We start from the raw sequence: 13,456 nt of genomic DNA, 5'->3' as shown, positions 1-13,456 counted from the left end.
AACGGCATCGCCGATTTTTCGTCAAAATCGTTTAGCGGATAGCTGCCATCGGCAATGCCAATTTCACGCAACGAAAATCACTTTTTTATTTATAATCAGATACTTTACCGCCCTCTTTAATCGCCACACCTGCAAAAACGCCGTTCTCCCACATCGGAACGTTACAAATTTATCGCAATGAAGAATGACGTGTGACAAGCCCGATATCGCATCAGCAAAATAAATAGCTCTTATTCAAACCACGGTTTTGACTTCCGCCCGCTTCCCGTTGAGTGGAGGGCGCGAACACTAAAGTTCTACTGGCGCAGACCGAGGAAACCATGAATAACCACACGACACTACAGTTGCGATCACTTTTGCTTGGCGGGGTCGCTATGGCGACACTTTATGCCGGCGCCTGCCTGGCTCAGGATACGCCTCCCCCACCGCCCCCGGCAGCCGGCGAGACGACGGAAATTATCGTGACCGCGCAAAAGCGGAGCACGAACATCCAGAAAACCCCCTTGGCAATCACCGCGCTGTCGAGTCAGGAAATCCAGAGCCATGGCGTCACCGATCTGACCCATGCGGTCGATTTCGTGCCAAGCGTCCAGGTCAAGCAGGCCAATACCGGTGCCGGCTTTTATATTCGCGGCATCGGTTCGCGCGGCGCCAACAGCCTGCCCGATTCGCCCGTTGCCGTCATGATCGACGGCGTGCTGCAGCAACGCAACGAACTCGTCTCCGCCGGTTTTGCCGATCTGAACCGCATTGAAGTTCTGCGTGGTCCACAAGGCACGCTCTATGGCCGCAACGCCAATGCCGGCGTGGTCAACATTATTACGAATGACCCGAAGCTGAATAGCTACAGCGGTGCCGGTAGCGTCCAGTACGGCAACTACAATGCCTTGCGGGTCGAAGGTATGCTCAACCTGCCAGTCGGCGACACTGCGGCCCTTCGGGCGGTCGTCGTGTCCAATGCGCATGACGGTTATCTGTCGAACGGCCTGATGGATGCGGGCGAAACCCTGGCGAGGGTGAAATATCTGTATCAGCCCACGGCCGGTTTCCGCCTTCTTCTGGGCGCCGAATCGGACCGCATCGACTCAAATGGCCCCGGTAATGTGCTGCTGCCGACCTCAAGCCGCGACGATGCCTGGGAAGCACCGGACTATTCCAGCCTCTATACCATTCCCAGCGGTGACACGATCTACTGCAGCCCAAACTGCCAGGCCGCGTTCAATGTCAAGAACACGCGCCTGACCGCGCAGGGAGACTGGGATTTGGGTTTTGCCAGTTTCACCGGAATTCTGGGCCATCAGGATTTCAAACGATACTACGCCCAACCCTTTTCCGGGCTTTGGGAGACCGATGAGGCAACCGCAACCCAGGACTCAGTTGAATTGCGCCTGGCCTCGCCCACCGGCTCTCGCCTGACCTGGGTCGTCGGAACCTACTGGCTGGACTATGATGGGGGTGGCGAAGTCAAGAAGAACTATACCTTCGATGAGTTGACCGAATTGCGGGAAAACGACGCCAAAACCCAGGCCCTGTTTGGACAGATCACGGTCCCTGTCACGGAGCGTTTTCGCCTGACCGGCGGCCTGCGCTACACCAAGGACGATCTGACATCCCTCACGGCGAGCGGCACCGTTTCAGGCGGCATCACCGAGGTGGACGACGAAGTGACCAAATCCTATGACAAGGTCACGTACAAGCTGGGAAGCGAGTATGACCTCAGCCCGACCGCGCTGGTTTACGCCAGCACATCAACAGGCCTGAAGTCGGGGGGCGTCAACTCGAACGGTGTCGGCTACGATCCCGAAGAGATCACGGCCTATGAACTCGGAATCAAGAACCGTTTGCTGGGCGGTAAGTTGACGCTAAACGCCGATGCCTTCGTCTATCGCTATACCGGCTACCAGATGTCTTATTACTATTACGTCGGGGATGAGCCGGTCTTCCTGACCGCCAATGTTGGCGGCACCACAAAGGTTTCGGGTCTGGAAATCGAAGGCATGTACCGTCTGACACCAAGCGACCGGATCAATGGCAGCCTGGCCTTGCAAGATTCCGCCTTCGGCAGTGCCCAAATCGCTTCCAGTTGCTCGGACGACGTGTGTACCTATGTCGATCTCACCGGACGGGATCTGCCGCGTGTGCCCAAGACCACCGTGACGCTCGGTTATGAACACACCTGGGATCTCGGCACCGGCGCCAATATTAAGGCCGGTCTCAATGCCCAGTGGAAGGACAGTTATCAAGTGGATATTGTCACCTTTGCCAATTCCACCACCAAGGCCTATTCGCTGTGGAACGCCAATCTGGTTTACAATGCGCCGGGCGACAAGTGGGCCATCAGCGCCTATGTCAACAATATCACCAACTATGCGGTACTGGAGCAAGCCAATACCGCCGGGTCCGCCGTATATGGCGTCATCGGTGCGCCCCGCACCTACGGCATCCGACTGAGCGGTAAATTCTAGGCCACCCCACTGATGAAAAAGGCTCCGGGACCCTTGTGTTCCGGAGCCTTTTTCATGCGCCATCGATGGCTCCAATCGGCAAAATCGATGGCTGGCGGCCTTCCCATTGAGGTGACGAGCAAGCTAGATTACGCGAAACAAGAGGAAGCGATTATGAGCGAGTTCACCTACTGGCATCATCACGGCGGGGTCAGCCTGCCCAATCTGGACGAAGGGATCGAATGGTATTGCTCTAAGCTCGGTTTCCGGCTTGAAAAGCGCTTTCCTATCCCGACCATTCCCGCCGAGGTCGCCATCATCGTCAATGGCGATCTACGCATGGAACTTTTCGAACTGCCCGACGCCGTGGCCATGGACCCGGCCCGACGGGTTCCAAATGAAGACCTGCGCACTCATGGCAACAAGCATGTCGCCTTTGGCATTCACGATGTTCTCAGTTTTGGCGAGGAATTGAAGCGCCGCGAGGTCGATGTGGTCTGGGTGCACAAGTTCGACCACGGCGCCAATATCTTCATCCGGGATTGCGCCGGTAATCTGATCGAATTTCTTGAAGCCGCGCCGCCGAGCGCTGCACCTTCCAGCCTGTGAGTGCCACGATGTCTAAAAAGACCGCCGTGCAAACGGCTTTGCCTGCCTCTGCCCCTGCCTTTGCGCCGGGTTACGGTCGTCTGCTCGGCAAGGTGGCCGTGGTTACCGGCATCGCCCATGGCATCGGCCAGGGCATTGCCCTGATGTATGCCCGTCAGGGCGCAAAGGTCGTGGGCTGCGACATCGATGCCGAAGGCGCGGCCGCCACCGCCGCCATTGCTGCCGCCGAAGGCTGGTCCATCGAGGCCATGACCTGCGACCTGATGACCGAGCCCGGGGCGCAGGCCCTGATCGATCGCGCCGTGGAGCGCCATGGCGGGTTCGATATCCTGGTCAATGCCGCCGCCGTCGGCATCTTCAAATGGCTGGACGACATGACCTATGCCGACTGGCGCACCACCATGGTTGGCGAACTCGATATCGTCTTTCTGGCGATCAAGGCCGCCTGGCCGCACCTGAAAACACGCGGCGGCGGCTCGATCATCAATTTCGCCTCGGCCAATGCCTATCACGCTCTGGAACAGTCCGGAGCCCTCGCCCACTGTGCCGGCAAGGGCGGCGTCCTCGCCATGACCCGGCAACTGGCCATGGAAGGCGGCGCGCACAATATCCGCGCCAACACCATCTCGCCGGCCCTGATCAAGACCAAGGCGACCGAGGAGCCACTGAAGAACCCTGTCTTTGTTGAGAATGTGCTGGCCAAGGGCATGATCAAGCGCCTGGGCACGCCCGAAGATGCGGCCTGGCTGGCTACCTTCCTCGCCTCGGATGAATCGACCTGGATCACCGGCGCCGATTTCAACCTTGATGGCGGCGCCACCGCCTGGTAAGAGAGAACGCTCGCCGTAAGAGAGAAGGCCCGCCAAAGCGGGCCTTTTTTACAGGCTCATACGCCGGAACTGCGGATGCCGGTCGATGAACTGGTGCTTGAGCGCGGCAAGGACATGAAGCACAAGCAAGCCGATCATCAGATAGCCTGCCACAGTGTGCGCACTGACAGCCGTATCGTGCGCCTGTTTCTGCACTGCAGAATTCAGAAACGGCAGGACCGGGAGGGCCGGGATTTTGAATAGTCCGAAATAGTGCGGGGCGCCAGGCCCACCGGGCGGATGCGCAGAAATGATCGCCCACCCCGTCACCGGCAGTCCCAGCATGAGGGCGTAGATCGTAAAATGGGCCAGATGCGCGGCAAGGTGTTCCCATTGCGGACCATCGAAGAGCGCCGGTGGCCGGTGCGTCAGCCGCCAGCAGATGCGGGCCAGGGTCAGGATCAGCACCGTCATCCCTATGGACATATGGAGGGGAATCCAGAAGCCACGGACCGGCCCGTGCAGACCCTCCATGATCAGGCCCAGGCTCAGATTGAAGATGATCAGAGCGGCGATAAGCCAGTGCAGGATGACAGCGATCCGCGTATAACGCACGTCCGCCGGATGATGAATGTCCATGGTGTTTCCTCTTTTCGGTGCAGGCTAACGCAGACCGGATCAGGTGACAAAACCATAGGATGGATAGGCATCATGGATGCCGCCAATAGGTGCTATTGAAACCTTGATTTTGCCAACCGGCGACGGATGCCGCAGAACTGTCAGACCTATAACAAAACAGGGAATAGCGTCATGATGCCAAAGTCAGGAATTACCGCCAAATATCTCAGGATCAGCCTGCTCGCCCTATCCGTCGCGGCTATGCTGGGCGGCGCGGCCGATGCCAAGCCGGTCAAGGCGAAGACCCCGGTCGAAACCGTCCAGACCCGCAATGCCCAAGACTATCAAACCCTATTCCCCGGTGTCTACTCTGACCACGAAAAGGCACTGGTCGCCAAATATTACGCCGACAATGCTGCGCTTGAAAAGCGCGGGCCGATCGATATCCAGGCCCTGATTGCGGGCAGGCTGCCGGCCGATACGCCAGGCCTGGGTCCTATTATCCAGGTCACCGAGGACTGGGTTCGCTACAATAACGATAAGTATGACCCGGGCGATCCCATTCGCTCCGATGCGGCCTATGCGAAGTCGCTCGGCTACAAGGACATTCTGGCCTATCCAACCTTCGGCACCAATGACGATATCTTCATGATCCCCTATCCGGGCGCTGCACGTGACAAGTTGCTAGTCAGCGAATTGAACCATAGCGTCACCTCTTACGTGCCGGTCTATCCGGGCGACACCCTTTACCTGGTCGCCAATGAGCGCCACGTCACCGACATGACGCCCCTGCAAGGGTCGATTTACCGCAGCCTTGCCATCGAAACCCATGGCAGCGTCTATAACCAGCGCGGCGAGAAGGTGAATGATGTCATTTTCCGCGTGGTCGAAAATATCAAGGTCCTGAAAGATCCGGCCAAGCGTCCGGTCAATCCCGGTTTCGGCGATATCTGGGAGGCCCCCGACTGGATGAGCCGTCCCGAGCATTACTATACCGATAAGGATTGGCAGACGATCAAGGATATCTGGTCCAAGGAAACCCGTCGCGGCGCAACCCCGCTCTACTGGGAAGATGTCAAGGTCGGCGACAAGCCGGCGTGGACGCTGGATGGACCGATCGAATCCTCCGTATCGCCCGTGAAGCCCTGGGGCATGGGCTCCGGTGGCAGTCGCACGCTGAAGGCCGAGATCATGAACCCGGAAACGCTGAAGACCCTGGCGCGCAACGAAAAGGATGGCATCTACCGAACCACGGACCGCCATATCCAGGTCCCGCCCCCGCCCTCAACCGGCGCGCCTGGCAATGGCGACCTGCCACAGCCGGTCTCGACCGGTGATATCGACACAACCAATATACACAAGGACAGCATCAAACGCAGTCCGATGGTCAATTACGAGGGCCGCGACATCGCTATTCGCACCATCCAGAACTGGATGGGCGATCGCGGCTGGCTTCAAAACATCCGCTGGACCATCATGGGGCCCAAGGTCTACAAACAGTTCAACATGACTGTCCCCAAACACCCCACCAGCCAGTATTTTCTGGATGAGGTGCCCGGTATGCAGGGCAAGCATGTCAATGCTCATGGCCTGACCAAGGATGTCTATATCGTCAAGTCACAGGTCGTCCAGAAATATGCCGAGGATGGCAAGTTCTTCGCCCGCTTGGTCTGGTGGATCGAGACCATCGACGGATATATCGTCGAGGAAGGGGACGCCACGGTGCGGTTGCCATCGAAAACAGCCTCCTGAAACAGGAAGGGGCCGCAGTCGCGGCCCCTTCTTTTTCTGCGGTCTATTCCCCTATGCCTGGTCTGCTACACGTGTCAGTTCCAGAACAAGCTCCTACGTCCGGCTTTGAAGCGGCGCAGAAACATCTGCACATACATCCAAATGCCACTGAGCGACAGGATCAGCAGGGCGATGCCGCAGATGATCGCGACATATTTACCCCACGGCCCCATGAAGTCACCGGTATGCAATGACATAATGAAGCGATGCGTGGACTCCGGATTGGCCATTGGGCCTGCGGGGGGAACCCCGGGTGCGGACTCAGTTGCCCCCTCATCCGGCAAACGCGTCCCGTCAGGCGAAAAGCGAGTACGTGTTCCGTCGATCATAGTCGCCGTGACACTCGGATTACCATCCGTCGCCGTCAGGCGCACAGTGGCGATGGTATCCCCGTTACGGTAGGCGGCCGCCAATAACGCCTCGGCATTCGCCCGGCTTAACGGCGCCAGAGCGGATGGCAGGCGCTCTGCCCCGCCCGGACCGGATAGCTGAGCGCCGGCGGGCGGTGGGCCACCTCGCTGCGGTGGGTGCTGAATCAACTGAATGTGAAGAATAATGCCGGTAATGGCGATGCCGGCCATGAACAGGGCAACAGGCAGGCTGATCCAGCGGTGACCTGTCCGCAAGAAACGTTCGAACATCGATTTTGCCTTTATGAATACATAAAGAGGGATCGGTTTCCCGATCCCTCCCAAAGCCTAGTTGGCGACGGACAAGGTACCGCCACTGGCCAGCTTGTAGGTGCCGGCGACCAAGGTGTCCGCCTGTGCCCGCGCTGAAATCGCAACCCCCGCCGGCGCGTCGATCTGCGCCAAGCTTCCCTTGAACAGGATAAGCTCGGAATTGCCGGTGGCGGTCCAGGTGCTGCCACTCTCCAGCGCCAGACCGGCGTGATTGACCGCGCCCGTCAACCGGCTGTTCTCCAGAGTGACCATCAGCTTTCGCTTGTCATCATCGCCCTGAATGCCGCCGTTCAGGGTGCTGTTCCTGAAATCGGCCTTGATGCCTGGCGACTGATCGGTCGGCTTGGTGGCATTGGCATCATCATTGACAATCGACTGCAGGATCAGCCCGTCGCCCGGCGCGAAGGTGGCGCCATCGACCGTGATATCGGCATTGGCGCTCTTGATCCAGAAACTGGATTTGCCGGTCGTGTAGGATCCCCCCTTGATCGTCAAGGTGGCCACTTCAGTGGGACGTCCCATGACATTATGGATCATGATACCATGATCGCCAGAGGTGGCATTCACATTATTAAGCGTGGTCTTGTTCTGTCCGGCGATGATACTCACAAAGGTGGCTGATTTGATGACGGTGTCATTGACCACGAGTTCGATACCATTGTCGGTATAGGTGCCGTATCCGCTCTTTATGGTTTCGAGATAACAGCGATTGCATTCAATATACTTGCCGCCGGCATCGGTCGACAGGGCGCCCCAGCCGTCTGAAATGATCTTCGTATCGTAATAATAGCTCACCCCGCCCATGGTGGTGTTTACCGCGCGAGCCGTACCCTTGATGCCCAAGGGCGGTGGCGCCTCCATCATGCCCGGGCCGATATGCGGCTTATAATCCGCCGGCAGGGGGCCGCCATGGGTGATCAGTTCCGAATTATAGACCCTGACAACAGCGCCCTTGCCAGTTGAAACGACGGCGCTGGAAACCGGCGCACTGGTCTCGATTTTTACGTTCTTCAGCGTCAGGACACCACCATAGGCCGCCACTGCCGCCGAACCGATGCCACTGGCATCATCGCCCCCCGTGCCCGACAAGGTGATTTGCGAATCGGCCAGAGTAAAGTCAGAGCCTGCGCCATCGACATAAAGGGCGTTGAACTTTTCCTTGGCGGAGGCCAGTTTTAACCCCGTGGCGCCCTTTGCCTTTACCTTGCTGCCAACCGTCTTCGCCAGTTGAGAATCGGCCTTCATATAGGCGCCGTCCTTGATATGGATGCCGATATTGACCGGCTTGGAGTCACCGAAACCTGTCATCGGCAAGGGCTGACCGTCCGGCCCGAGGGGCGGCGCCATACCCTCCGGCATCCCGGCCGGCGGCGGCCCTTGAGGCGGCCCCGGCGGGGTCTCCTGGGCCATAGCCATCCCGGTCCATAGCAGAGAGGCGGTTCCGGCCAGTAACAGGCCGCGCACCAGCTTGCGTGATGTTGTTGTCATGTCTGTTTCCCACTGTAATTAGTTTTTATTGCGGGCCAGGGAAACCGCGCTGCCCTGATTTGTCAAAACCATGTCACCAATAGCTGGCATTACTGTTACGCATAAGTGTGTCATTCGTGAAATACATAGCTGCCATCTTGCAGACTGATACCTGCTATTGAATTTATGATTTTGCCACCTGAGCGTGGCTGTCACAGTTTGTCGTCACAAGAACCACAAACAGGGAGTTCCTCATGATCCATTTTGATCGCCGTGCCGTGCTGCGCGCCATTACCTCGGTGTCCGTCCTGGCGCTGATGTCCGGCGCCAGTCTGGCCACCGCCGCCGATATCCCCTTTGCGAAGGGGCAGGCATGGACCGTTACCCAAACGACCGAACTGAACAACCTGACGATTCCGGCAGGCGGCTCGATATCCGCACCGGACGGCAAGAGCGTCACCTTGACCGTTGATGGTGTGGAGCGGCCTATCGCGGCAGGCGCCTACAATGGCCATGTGGTGATCACCGTTACCGATCCAATTACCATCAAATACAAGGATCTGGAACCACACCAATTCCGTACGGCGGTCTATATCAACAATGGCCGCTATGACGCCACGCGGTCGGTATCGGCGGCCCGCCTGTCCGGTACGGTCAACGACACAGAAGCCAGCGACGTCAACATTGATTCACAAAATGAACGTTTCAACGGCTTCGTCGTGACCGGCGATTCCAAATATACGATCGACAATCCGGTGATCGATCTAACTGGCAACGGCGGCAATGACTTCGCCGGCTTTGGCGCCGGGATAACCGCCATCGGTAATGCCGACCTGACAGTCAACAATCCGAAAATCCGCACCAAGGGCGCGATCCGTACCGCCATCTTTGTCGGTGGCAATGCCGTGGTTCATGTCAACAATGCCGATATCCTCGTCGAGAACGGCAAATTGCCTTCTGACTATCAATTCACCGTCCAGGTCGGTAAGATGATGGAAGTGCCGTGGATGCTGGGCCTCTCCGGCAATGTGCGCGCCACCAATCTGGTCGACCACGGTACCGTCTATTACACCAACAGCCATATTGTCAGCCAGGGCTGGGGCGCCATGTCCACCGACGACTCCGCAGTGGTCCGCATGTACGTCAAAGACAGCCTCATTGAGACCCTCGATAGCGGTTACGGTGCCTATTCGATCGGTGACTCCATCGACACCTTCGATCACTCGACGCTCAATGTCGCCGATATCGGTGTGATCATGGCCGCACAAGGTTCGGCTACCCTCACCAATGGCACGATCCTGAATTCCAAACGCTACGGCGTGATGATGCATTCCGGCGGCGGGGGCGGCAAGCTGATCATCGACAAGGGCAGCGTCGTTAATTCGCGATTGACCGCCATTGAAGCCAAGGGCCTGGGCACGACTATCCTGATCGATGACGCCAAGATCAATGCTGGCAACGGCATCCTGCTGCAGGCTATGGAAAACGACGATCCGTTCATGAAAAAGATGATGGCCGGTGGCGGAATGGGCGGTCCTGGCGGCCCCGGCGCGCCGGGCGGTCCAGTGGTCGGCGTCCAGGACGGCCCTCCGGGTGGCATGAAAATGCCGGAAGGCAGCCCGGATGTCGCGTTGACCCTGCGCAATACCGCCATTGAGGGCGACGTCATCAACACCCGCACCAAGCAAGGTGGCCTGACGGTAACGCTAGATCACGCCAGTCTGTTTGGCGGGGTTTCCACCGGCATCCAGGCGCCACTCGGCGGCGTCGAGCCCGACGAGCACACCTATTGGCAGATCGGCAATGTCACCACCAGCTGGGGCGCGACCTCCGAGAAAAACGGGGCCGGGGTTTCGGTCGGCGAAAGTTCAGTCTGGACGGTGACCAAGACCTCTTACCTGACAAGTCTCGACATCGGTAAGACCGGCAGGATCGATGCCCCACAGGGTTATCGGGTCAACCTGACGATCGACGGCAAACCGGCTGCCCTAAAAGCCGGAAGCTATAAAGGCGCTTTGGTCCTGTCGGTAAGCCCCGGCAAATAAGACAAAGGTCAATGGCGCCGAGCCCTCGGCGCCATTGTTCATATGACGCATCTGTAAAAACAAAACGCTTCACGACAGGATGGAAACCGATGAAAAGACACCTCTACAGCCTGCTGACCACACCTCTTCTGTTTTTTGCGCTGGGCGCTTTCGCGCAAGCCCCCGACACAGGCGCCCCGCCCGCTGGGGGGCCGCCGCCCGATGGCCAGATGCCCACCGGCGCCGAATTCATCGCGCGCCTCGATACGAACAAGGATGGGGTCGCGGATAAAACAGAAGCCGCCGCCGATCCACGCTTTGCAGGCGATTTCGACAAGATCGACACCGATCATGACGGCCACGTCACTCCGCAAGAAATGACGACTTTCTTCGCGGCGATGGGGGCGCCGAAACCGCAAGGCGGCTGATCACGCTGCCTAACGGGCCTCTCGCTCGATAGGTCGAAGGCGCATTACAAGGCCAGGCAGAGACGGCAGCACGACGCGCGCCGCCTCTCGCCTGGCTTTTGCTTTTTCAAGTGCCATTAAAGCCAGTTCGATCCCATTACCGTGCAATTCAGTAAGAAATAAAATCGATTTTTACTATCGATCAATCAGATTTGACTCTCGTCAGTAAAAGAGAAAGCCTGACTTTGCGTAATAACTAAAAACCATTGTATAACGCGGAGGAAATAATGAGACAATTGACCAAGCGCCAATGGCGCCTGATTCTGCTTGCCAGTTCGGCTTTACTGAGTGTCCTGCCGATGGTGGCCACGGCGCAATCGGCTACCAACAGTGAAAAGGCCGCCACGAGCGGAGATGAGCCCAATGTGGAAATCATCGTGACCGCCGAACGGCGATCGACCACCTTACAAAAAACACCGACCTCCATGACCGTCATGAATGGCAAGGACCTCGCCGAACGCGGCAAGAACGGCCTGGGTCAGATCCTGGAAGATACGCCTGGTGTCAGCGTTGCCGCCGGCGCCGGTATCGGCTCCGATTCACCTGGAACCAGTGTAGTGATTCGCGGCGTTCAACCCGACAGCTTGGCTGGCGGTTCATCGACCGCAGCGCCTACTACGGCAGCCTACACCGATCAGGTGTTCTCCGGCATCGGCGGTGAATACGACATTTCCCGTGTCGAAGTTCTACGCGGGCCGCAGGGCACGCTTTACGGCCGTAGCGCCACGTCCGGTGTGGTCAATACGCTTACTCAAGATCCGAAACTCGGTAATCTGGGCGGGGATATCCTGGCGGAAGGCGGGACGGCTAGCCTGAAACATGTGAGTGGCGCTATCAATGTGCCGTTGGGCGATAAGGTGGCGGTGCGCCTCTCCGGTAACAATTACATTCGCGATGGTTACGATTCCGCTGAGGGTGGCCATCTGGTCAATACGGGCGAGCGCCTGAAAATCCTTTTCAAGCCAACGGATAATATACGCCTGCTGATTGGAGCCGCCGGACAAAATCAAGTTGTTAATTCCGGCGGTACGGCGTTAGTCGCCACGGGCGCCGACACCTATACGGACTCTGACACGTCAGTTGGCAGCAAGAAATACAAGTCCAGCCAGTATTGGGCACAACTGGATTGGGACCTGGGCTGGGCCAACCTCACCTACATTCCGACCTATCGCAAGTGGTCCACAGCGGGCACAACCGTTATCGGTCCGGACATCATCCATGAAACCGCAGGCATTCCGCAAGATGATTTCACGACCCATGAACTCCGACTGACCTCGCCATCTCAGGGGCGTTTCACTTGGCTGGTGGGGGCCTTCTATTACCATAATGCCTATGAGAACACGACCACCGACATCTGGTGGCACTCCCAGGCACTGACCTGGACCCAGGATGTCAACAAGCGTACCACAAATGTTGGCATATTCGGCGAAGGCACCTATCAGTTGGGCGACAAGACTCGCCTGACTGCGGGTCTGCGCTTCGATGAAACCCGCGTCGCGACTTTCGGCTATTATACCTCTAACAACGCCACTCCGGCGGCCGGCGCTACACCGTTCGATTCCGACTGGTTCTTACCGGAAGTCCTTTCGACTGCCAGTCTGACGCGTGAACAGGGCACGACTAACTATAGCAACACCACGTTCAAGCTGAGGCTGGAACACGACCTGACAGCGCACAATATCTTATATGGCACGATTGCCACGGGTTTCCTGCCCGGAGACTCCCAGTTCACCACGACCAGCGCCGGAGCCGTCGCCCTGCCCTACGACCAGGAGAAATTGACCGCCTATGAAATCGGAAGCAAAAACCGGTTCATGGAAGGTCGTTTGACGATTAATGGCGATCTCTACTACTATGATTATTCCGGCTATCAGTCGACGGTGAATACCTCAGGCAATGCATCGAGTCCGTTCTATGCCGTACTAACGGCACCGGCCAAGATGTGGGGCGGCGAAATTGAAGGGCGCTGGATGATCACCCGTACCGATACGATCAATCTGGCCTACGGCCACACCGATGCGAAATACGACGATCCTTCGGCCGAATTTCAGACCTATGTCGCCCAGGAGAATATACCTGGCATTTCACCAGATACGGTCAGCATCGGTTATGAACACGGTGCAAGTCTGGCCGGTGGCTTCGTAAAAACGCATCTCGACTTGCGCTACAGCGCAGCGCGTGATTTGGGCGCGATCACACCCGATCAGGTGACATCTGGTTTAGCGGGCTGGAATCGCGCGCAAGCCGCCACCTTGGGCGATGCGGATATCACCTGGACTTCGCCGCAAGGATCCTACTCTGTGACCCTTTATGGTCGTAACTTAGGTGACAAGCGCGTACGGACCTCTTTCCTCTTCCAGGATTCTTCCATTACCTTGAGCGATCCGCGCACTTTCGGTCTGGTTCTTCAGGCTCACTACTGAATTTAACAAGCTCAGAGCGAAGGTCACCCGCACAGGTCATGCAGGCCTGCCAAAGTGACCTTCGCCGCTAGAGCAGATTTCTAGCGGATTGAATCGTTTTGGGATTCCCCTCGTGTCCGAA

10 protein-coding genes are annotated in these 13,456 nt (G+C 57.8%); 7 read left to right on the top strand and 3 right to left on the bottom strand.

What is annotated here, in order from left to right; translation table 11 throughout:
- Positions 1-374 precede the first annotated feature (374 nt).
- The 3 genes from QM647_RS18870 (at position 375) to QM647_RS18860 (ending at position 3,883) form a co-directional block, all read left to right on the top strand.
- Entirely contained in the window at positions 375-2,465 is a 2,091-nt protein-coding gene (locus QM647_RS18870; RefSeq protein ID WP_414997110.1) for a TonB-dependent receptor, read from the top strand.
- Between the two features lie 153 nt (positions 2,466-2,618).
- A complete protein-coding gene (locus QM647_RS18865) occupies positions 2,619-3,053 on the top strand; it encodes a VOC family protein (protein ID WP_414997109.1) in 435 nt (144 codons plus the stop codon).
- Between the two features lie 8 nt (positions 3,054-3,061).
- Positions 3,062-3,883: an SDR family NAD(P)-dependent oxidoreductase gene (locus QM647_RS18860; RefSeq protein WP_414997108.1), complete on the top strand. Its 822-nt coding sequence runs from the start codon at positions 3,062-3,064 to the stop codon at positions 3,881-3,883.
- 48 nt (positions 3,884-3,931) lie between these two features.
- Here the strand turns inward: QM647_RS18860 and QM647_RS18855 are convergent, their stop codons facing one another.
- The gene (locus tag QM647_RS18855) at positions 3,932-4,501 is read right to left on the bottom strand and encodes a cytochrome b (protein ID WP_414997107.1); all 570 of its coding nucleotides are present in this window, start codon (positions 4,499-4,501) and stop codon (positions 3,932-3,934) included.
- Between the two features lie 171 nt (positions 4,502-4,672).
- On the opposite strand from QM647_RS18855, the gene QM647_RS18850 reads away from it, so the two are divergent.
- Positions 4,673-6,232, top strand: coding sequence for a hypothetical protein (locus QM647_RS18850; RefSeq protein WP_414997106.1), 1,560 nt, complete (start codon positions 4,673-4,675; stop codon positions 6,230-6,232).
- A gap of 74 nt (positions 6,233-6,306) precedes the next feature.
- On the opposite strand, the gene QM647_RS18845 is transcribed toward QM647_RS18850, so the two are convergent.
- On the bottom strand, positions 6,307-6,912 hold the full coding sequence (locus QM647_RS18845; RefSeq protein ID WP_414997105.1) for a PepSY-associated TM helix domain-containing protein: 606 nt from the start codon (positions 6,910-6,912) through the stop codon (positions 6,307-6,309).
- A gap of 57 nt (positions 6,913-6,969) precedes the next feature.
- The gene (locus tag QM647_RS18840; RefSeq protein WP_414997104.1) at positions 6,970-8,442 is read right to left on the bottom strand and encodes a hypothetical protein; all 1,473 of its coding nucleotides are present in this window, start codon (positions 8,440-8,442) and stop codon (positions 6,970-6,972) included.
- A gap of 233 nt (positions 8,443-8,675) precedes the next feature.
- On the opposite strand from QM647_RS18840, the gene QM647_RS18835 reads away from it, so the two are divergent.
- The 3 genes from QM647_RS18835 to QM647_RS18825 all read left to right on the top strand — a co-directional run bounded on the left by QM647_RS18835 (position 8,676) and on the right by QM647_RS18825 (position 13,335).
- Positions 8,676-10,466 (top strand): hypothetical protein, encoded by a 1,791-nt coding sequence (locus QM647_RS18835; protein ID WP_414997103.1) that lies wholly within the window; start codon positions 8,676-8,678, stop codon positions 10,464-10,466.
- An 89-nt stretch (positions 10,467-10,555) separates the two neighbouring features.
- Complete coding sequence (locus tag QM647_RS18830; protein WP_414997102.1) at positions 10,556-10,873, top strand: hypothetical protein; 318 nt, start codon at positions 10,556-10,558, stop codon at positions 10,871-10,873.
- A 266-nt stretch (positions 10,874-11,139) separates the two neighbouring features.
- On the top strand, positions 11,140-13,335 hold the full coding sequence (locus QM647_RS18825; RefSeq protein ID WP_414997101.1) for a TonB-dependent receptor: 2,196 nt from the start codon (positions 11,140-11,142) through the stop codon (positions 13,333-13,335).
- Positions 13,336-13,456: the final 121 nt, after the last annotated feature.

This window comes from Asticcacaulis sp. (genome assembly GCF_047605585.1).
Taxonomy (GTDB): Bacteria; Pseudomonadota; Alphaproteobacteria; order Caulobacterales; family Caulobacteraceae; genus Asticcacaulis.
The sequence above is the reverse complement of the archived record's forward strand: the minus strand, read 5'-3'. Positions and strand labels throughout refer to the sequence as shown.

What these genes read in the sequence shown, in the direction of transcription:
- QM647_RS18870 (WP_414997110.1), top strand. Translation starts at nt 375, where the DNA reads ATGGCGACACTTTATGCCGGCGCCTGCCTGGCTCAGGATACGCCTCCC.
- QM647_RS18865 (WP_414997109.1), top strand. Translation starts at nt 2,619, where the DNA reads ATGAGCGAGTTCACCTACTGGCATCATCACGGCGGGGTCAGCCTGCCC.
- QM647_RS18860 (WP_414997108.1), top strand. Translation starts at nt 3,062, where the DNA reads ATGTCTAAAAAGACCGCCGTGCAAACGGCTTTGCCTGCCTCTGCCCCT.
- QM647_RS18855 (WP_414997107.1), bottom strand. Translation starts at nt 4,501, where the DNA reads ATGGACATTCATCATCCGGCGGACGTGCGTTATACGCGGATCGCTGTC.
- QM647_RS18850 (WP_414997106.1), top strand. Translation starts at nt 4,673, where the DNA reads ATGATGCCAAAGTCAGGAATTACCGCCAAATATCTCAGGATCAGCCTG.
- QM647_RS18845 (WP_414997105.1), bottom strand. Translation starts at nt 6,912, where the DNA reads ATGTTCGAACGTTTCTTGCGGACAGGTCACCGCTGGATCAGCCTGCCT.
- QM647_RS18840 (WP_414997104.1), bottom strand. Translation starts at nt 8,442, where the DNA reads ATGACAACAACATCACGCAAGCTGGTGCGCGGCCTGTTACTGGCCGGA.
- QM647_RS18835 (WP_414997103.1), top strand. Translation starts at nt 8,676, where the DNA reads ATGATCCATTTTGATCGCCGTGCCGTGCTGCGCGCCATTACCTCGGTG.
- QM647_RS18830 (WP_414997102.1), top strand. Translation starts at nt 10,556, where the DNA reads ATGAAAAGACACCTCTACAGCCTGCTGACCACACCTCTTCTGTTTTTT.
- QM647_RS18825 (WP_414997101.1), top strand. Translation starts at nt 11,140, where the DNA reads ATGAGACAATTGACCAAGCGCCAATGGCGCCTGATTCTGCTTGCCAGT.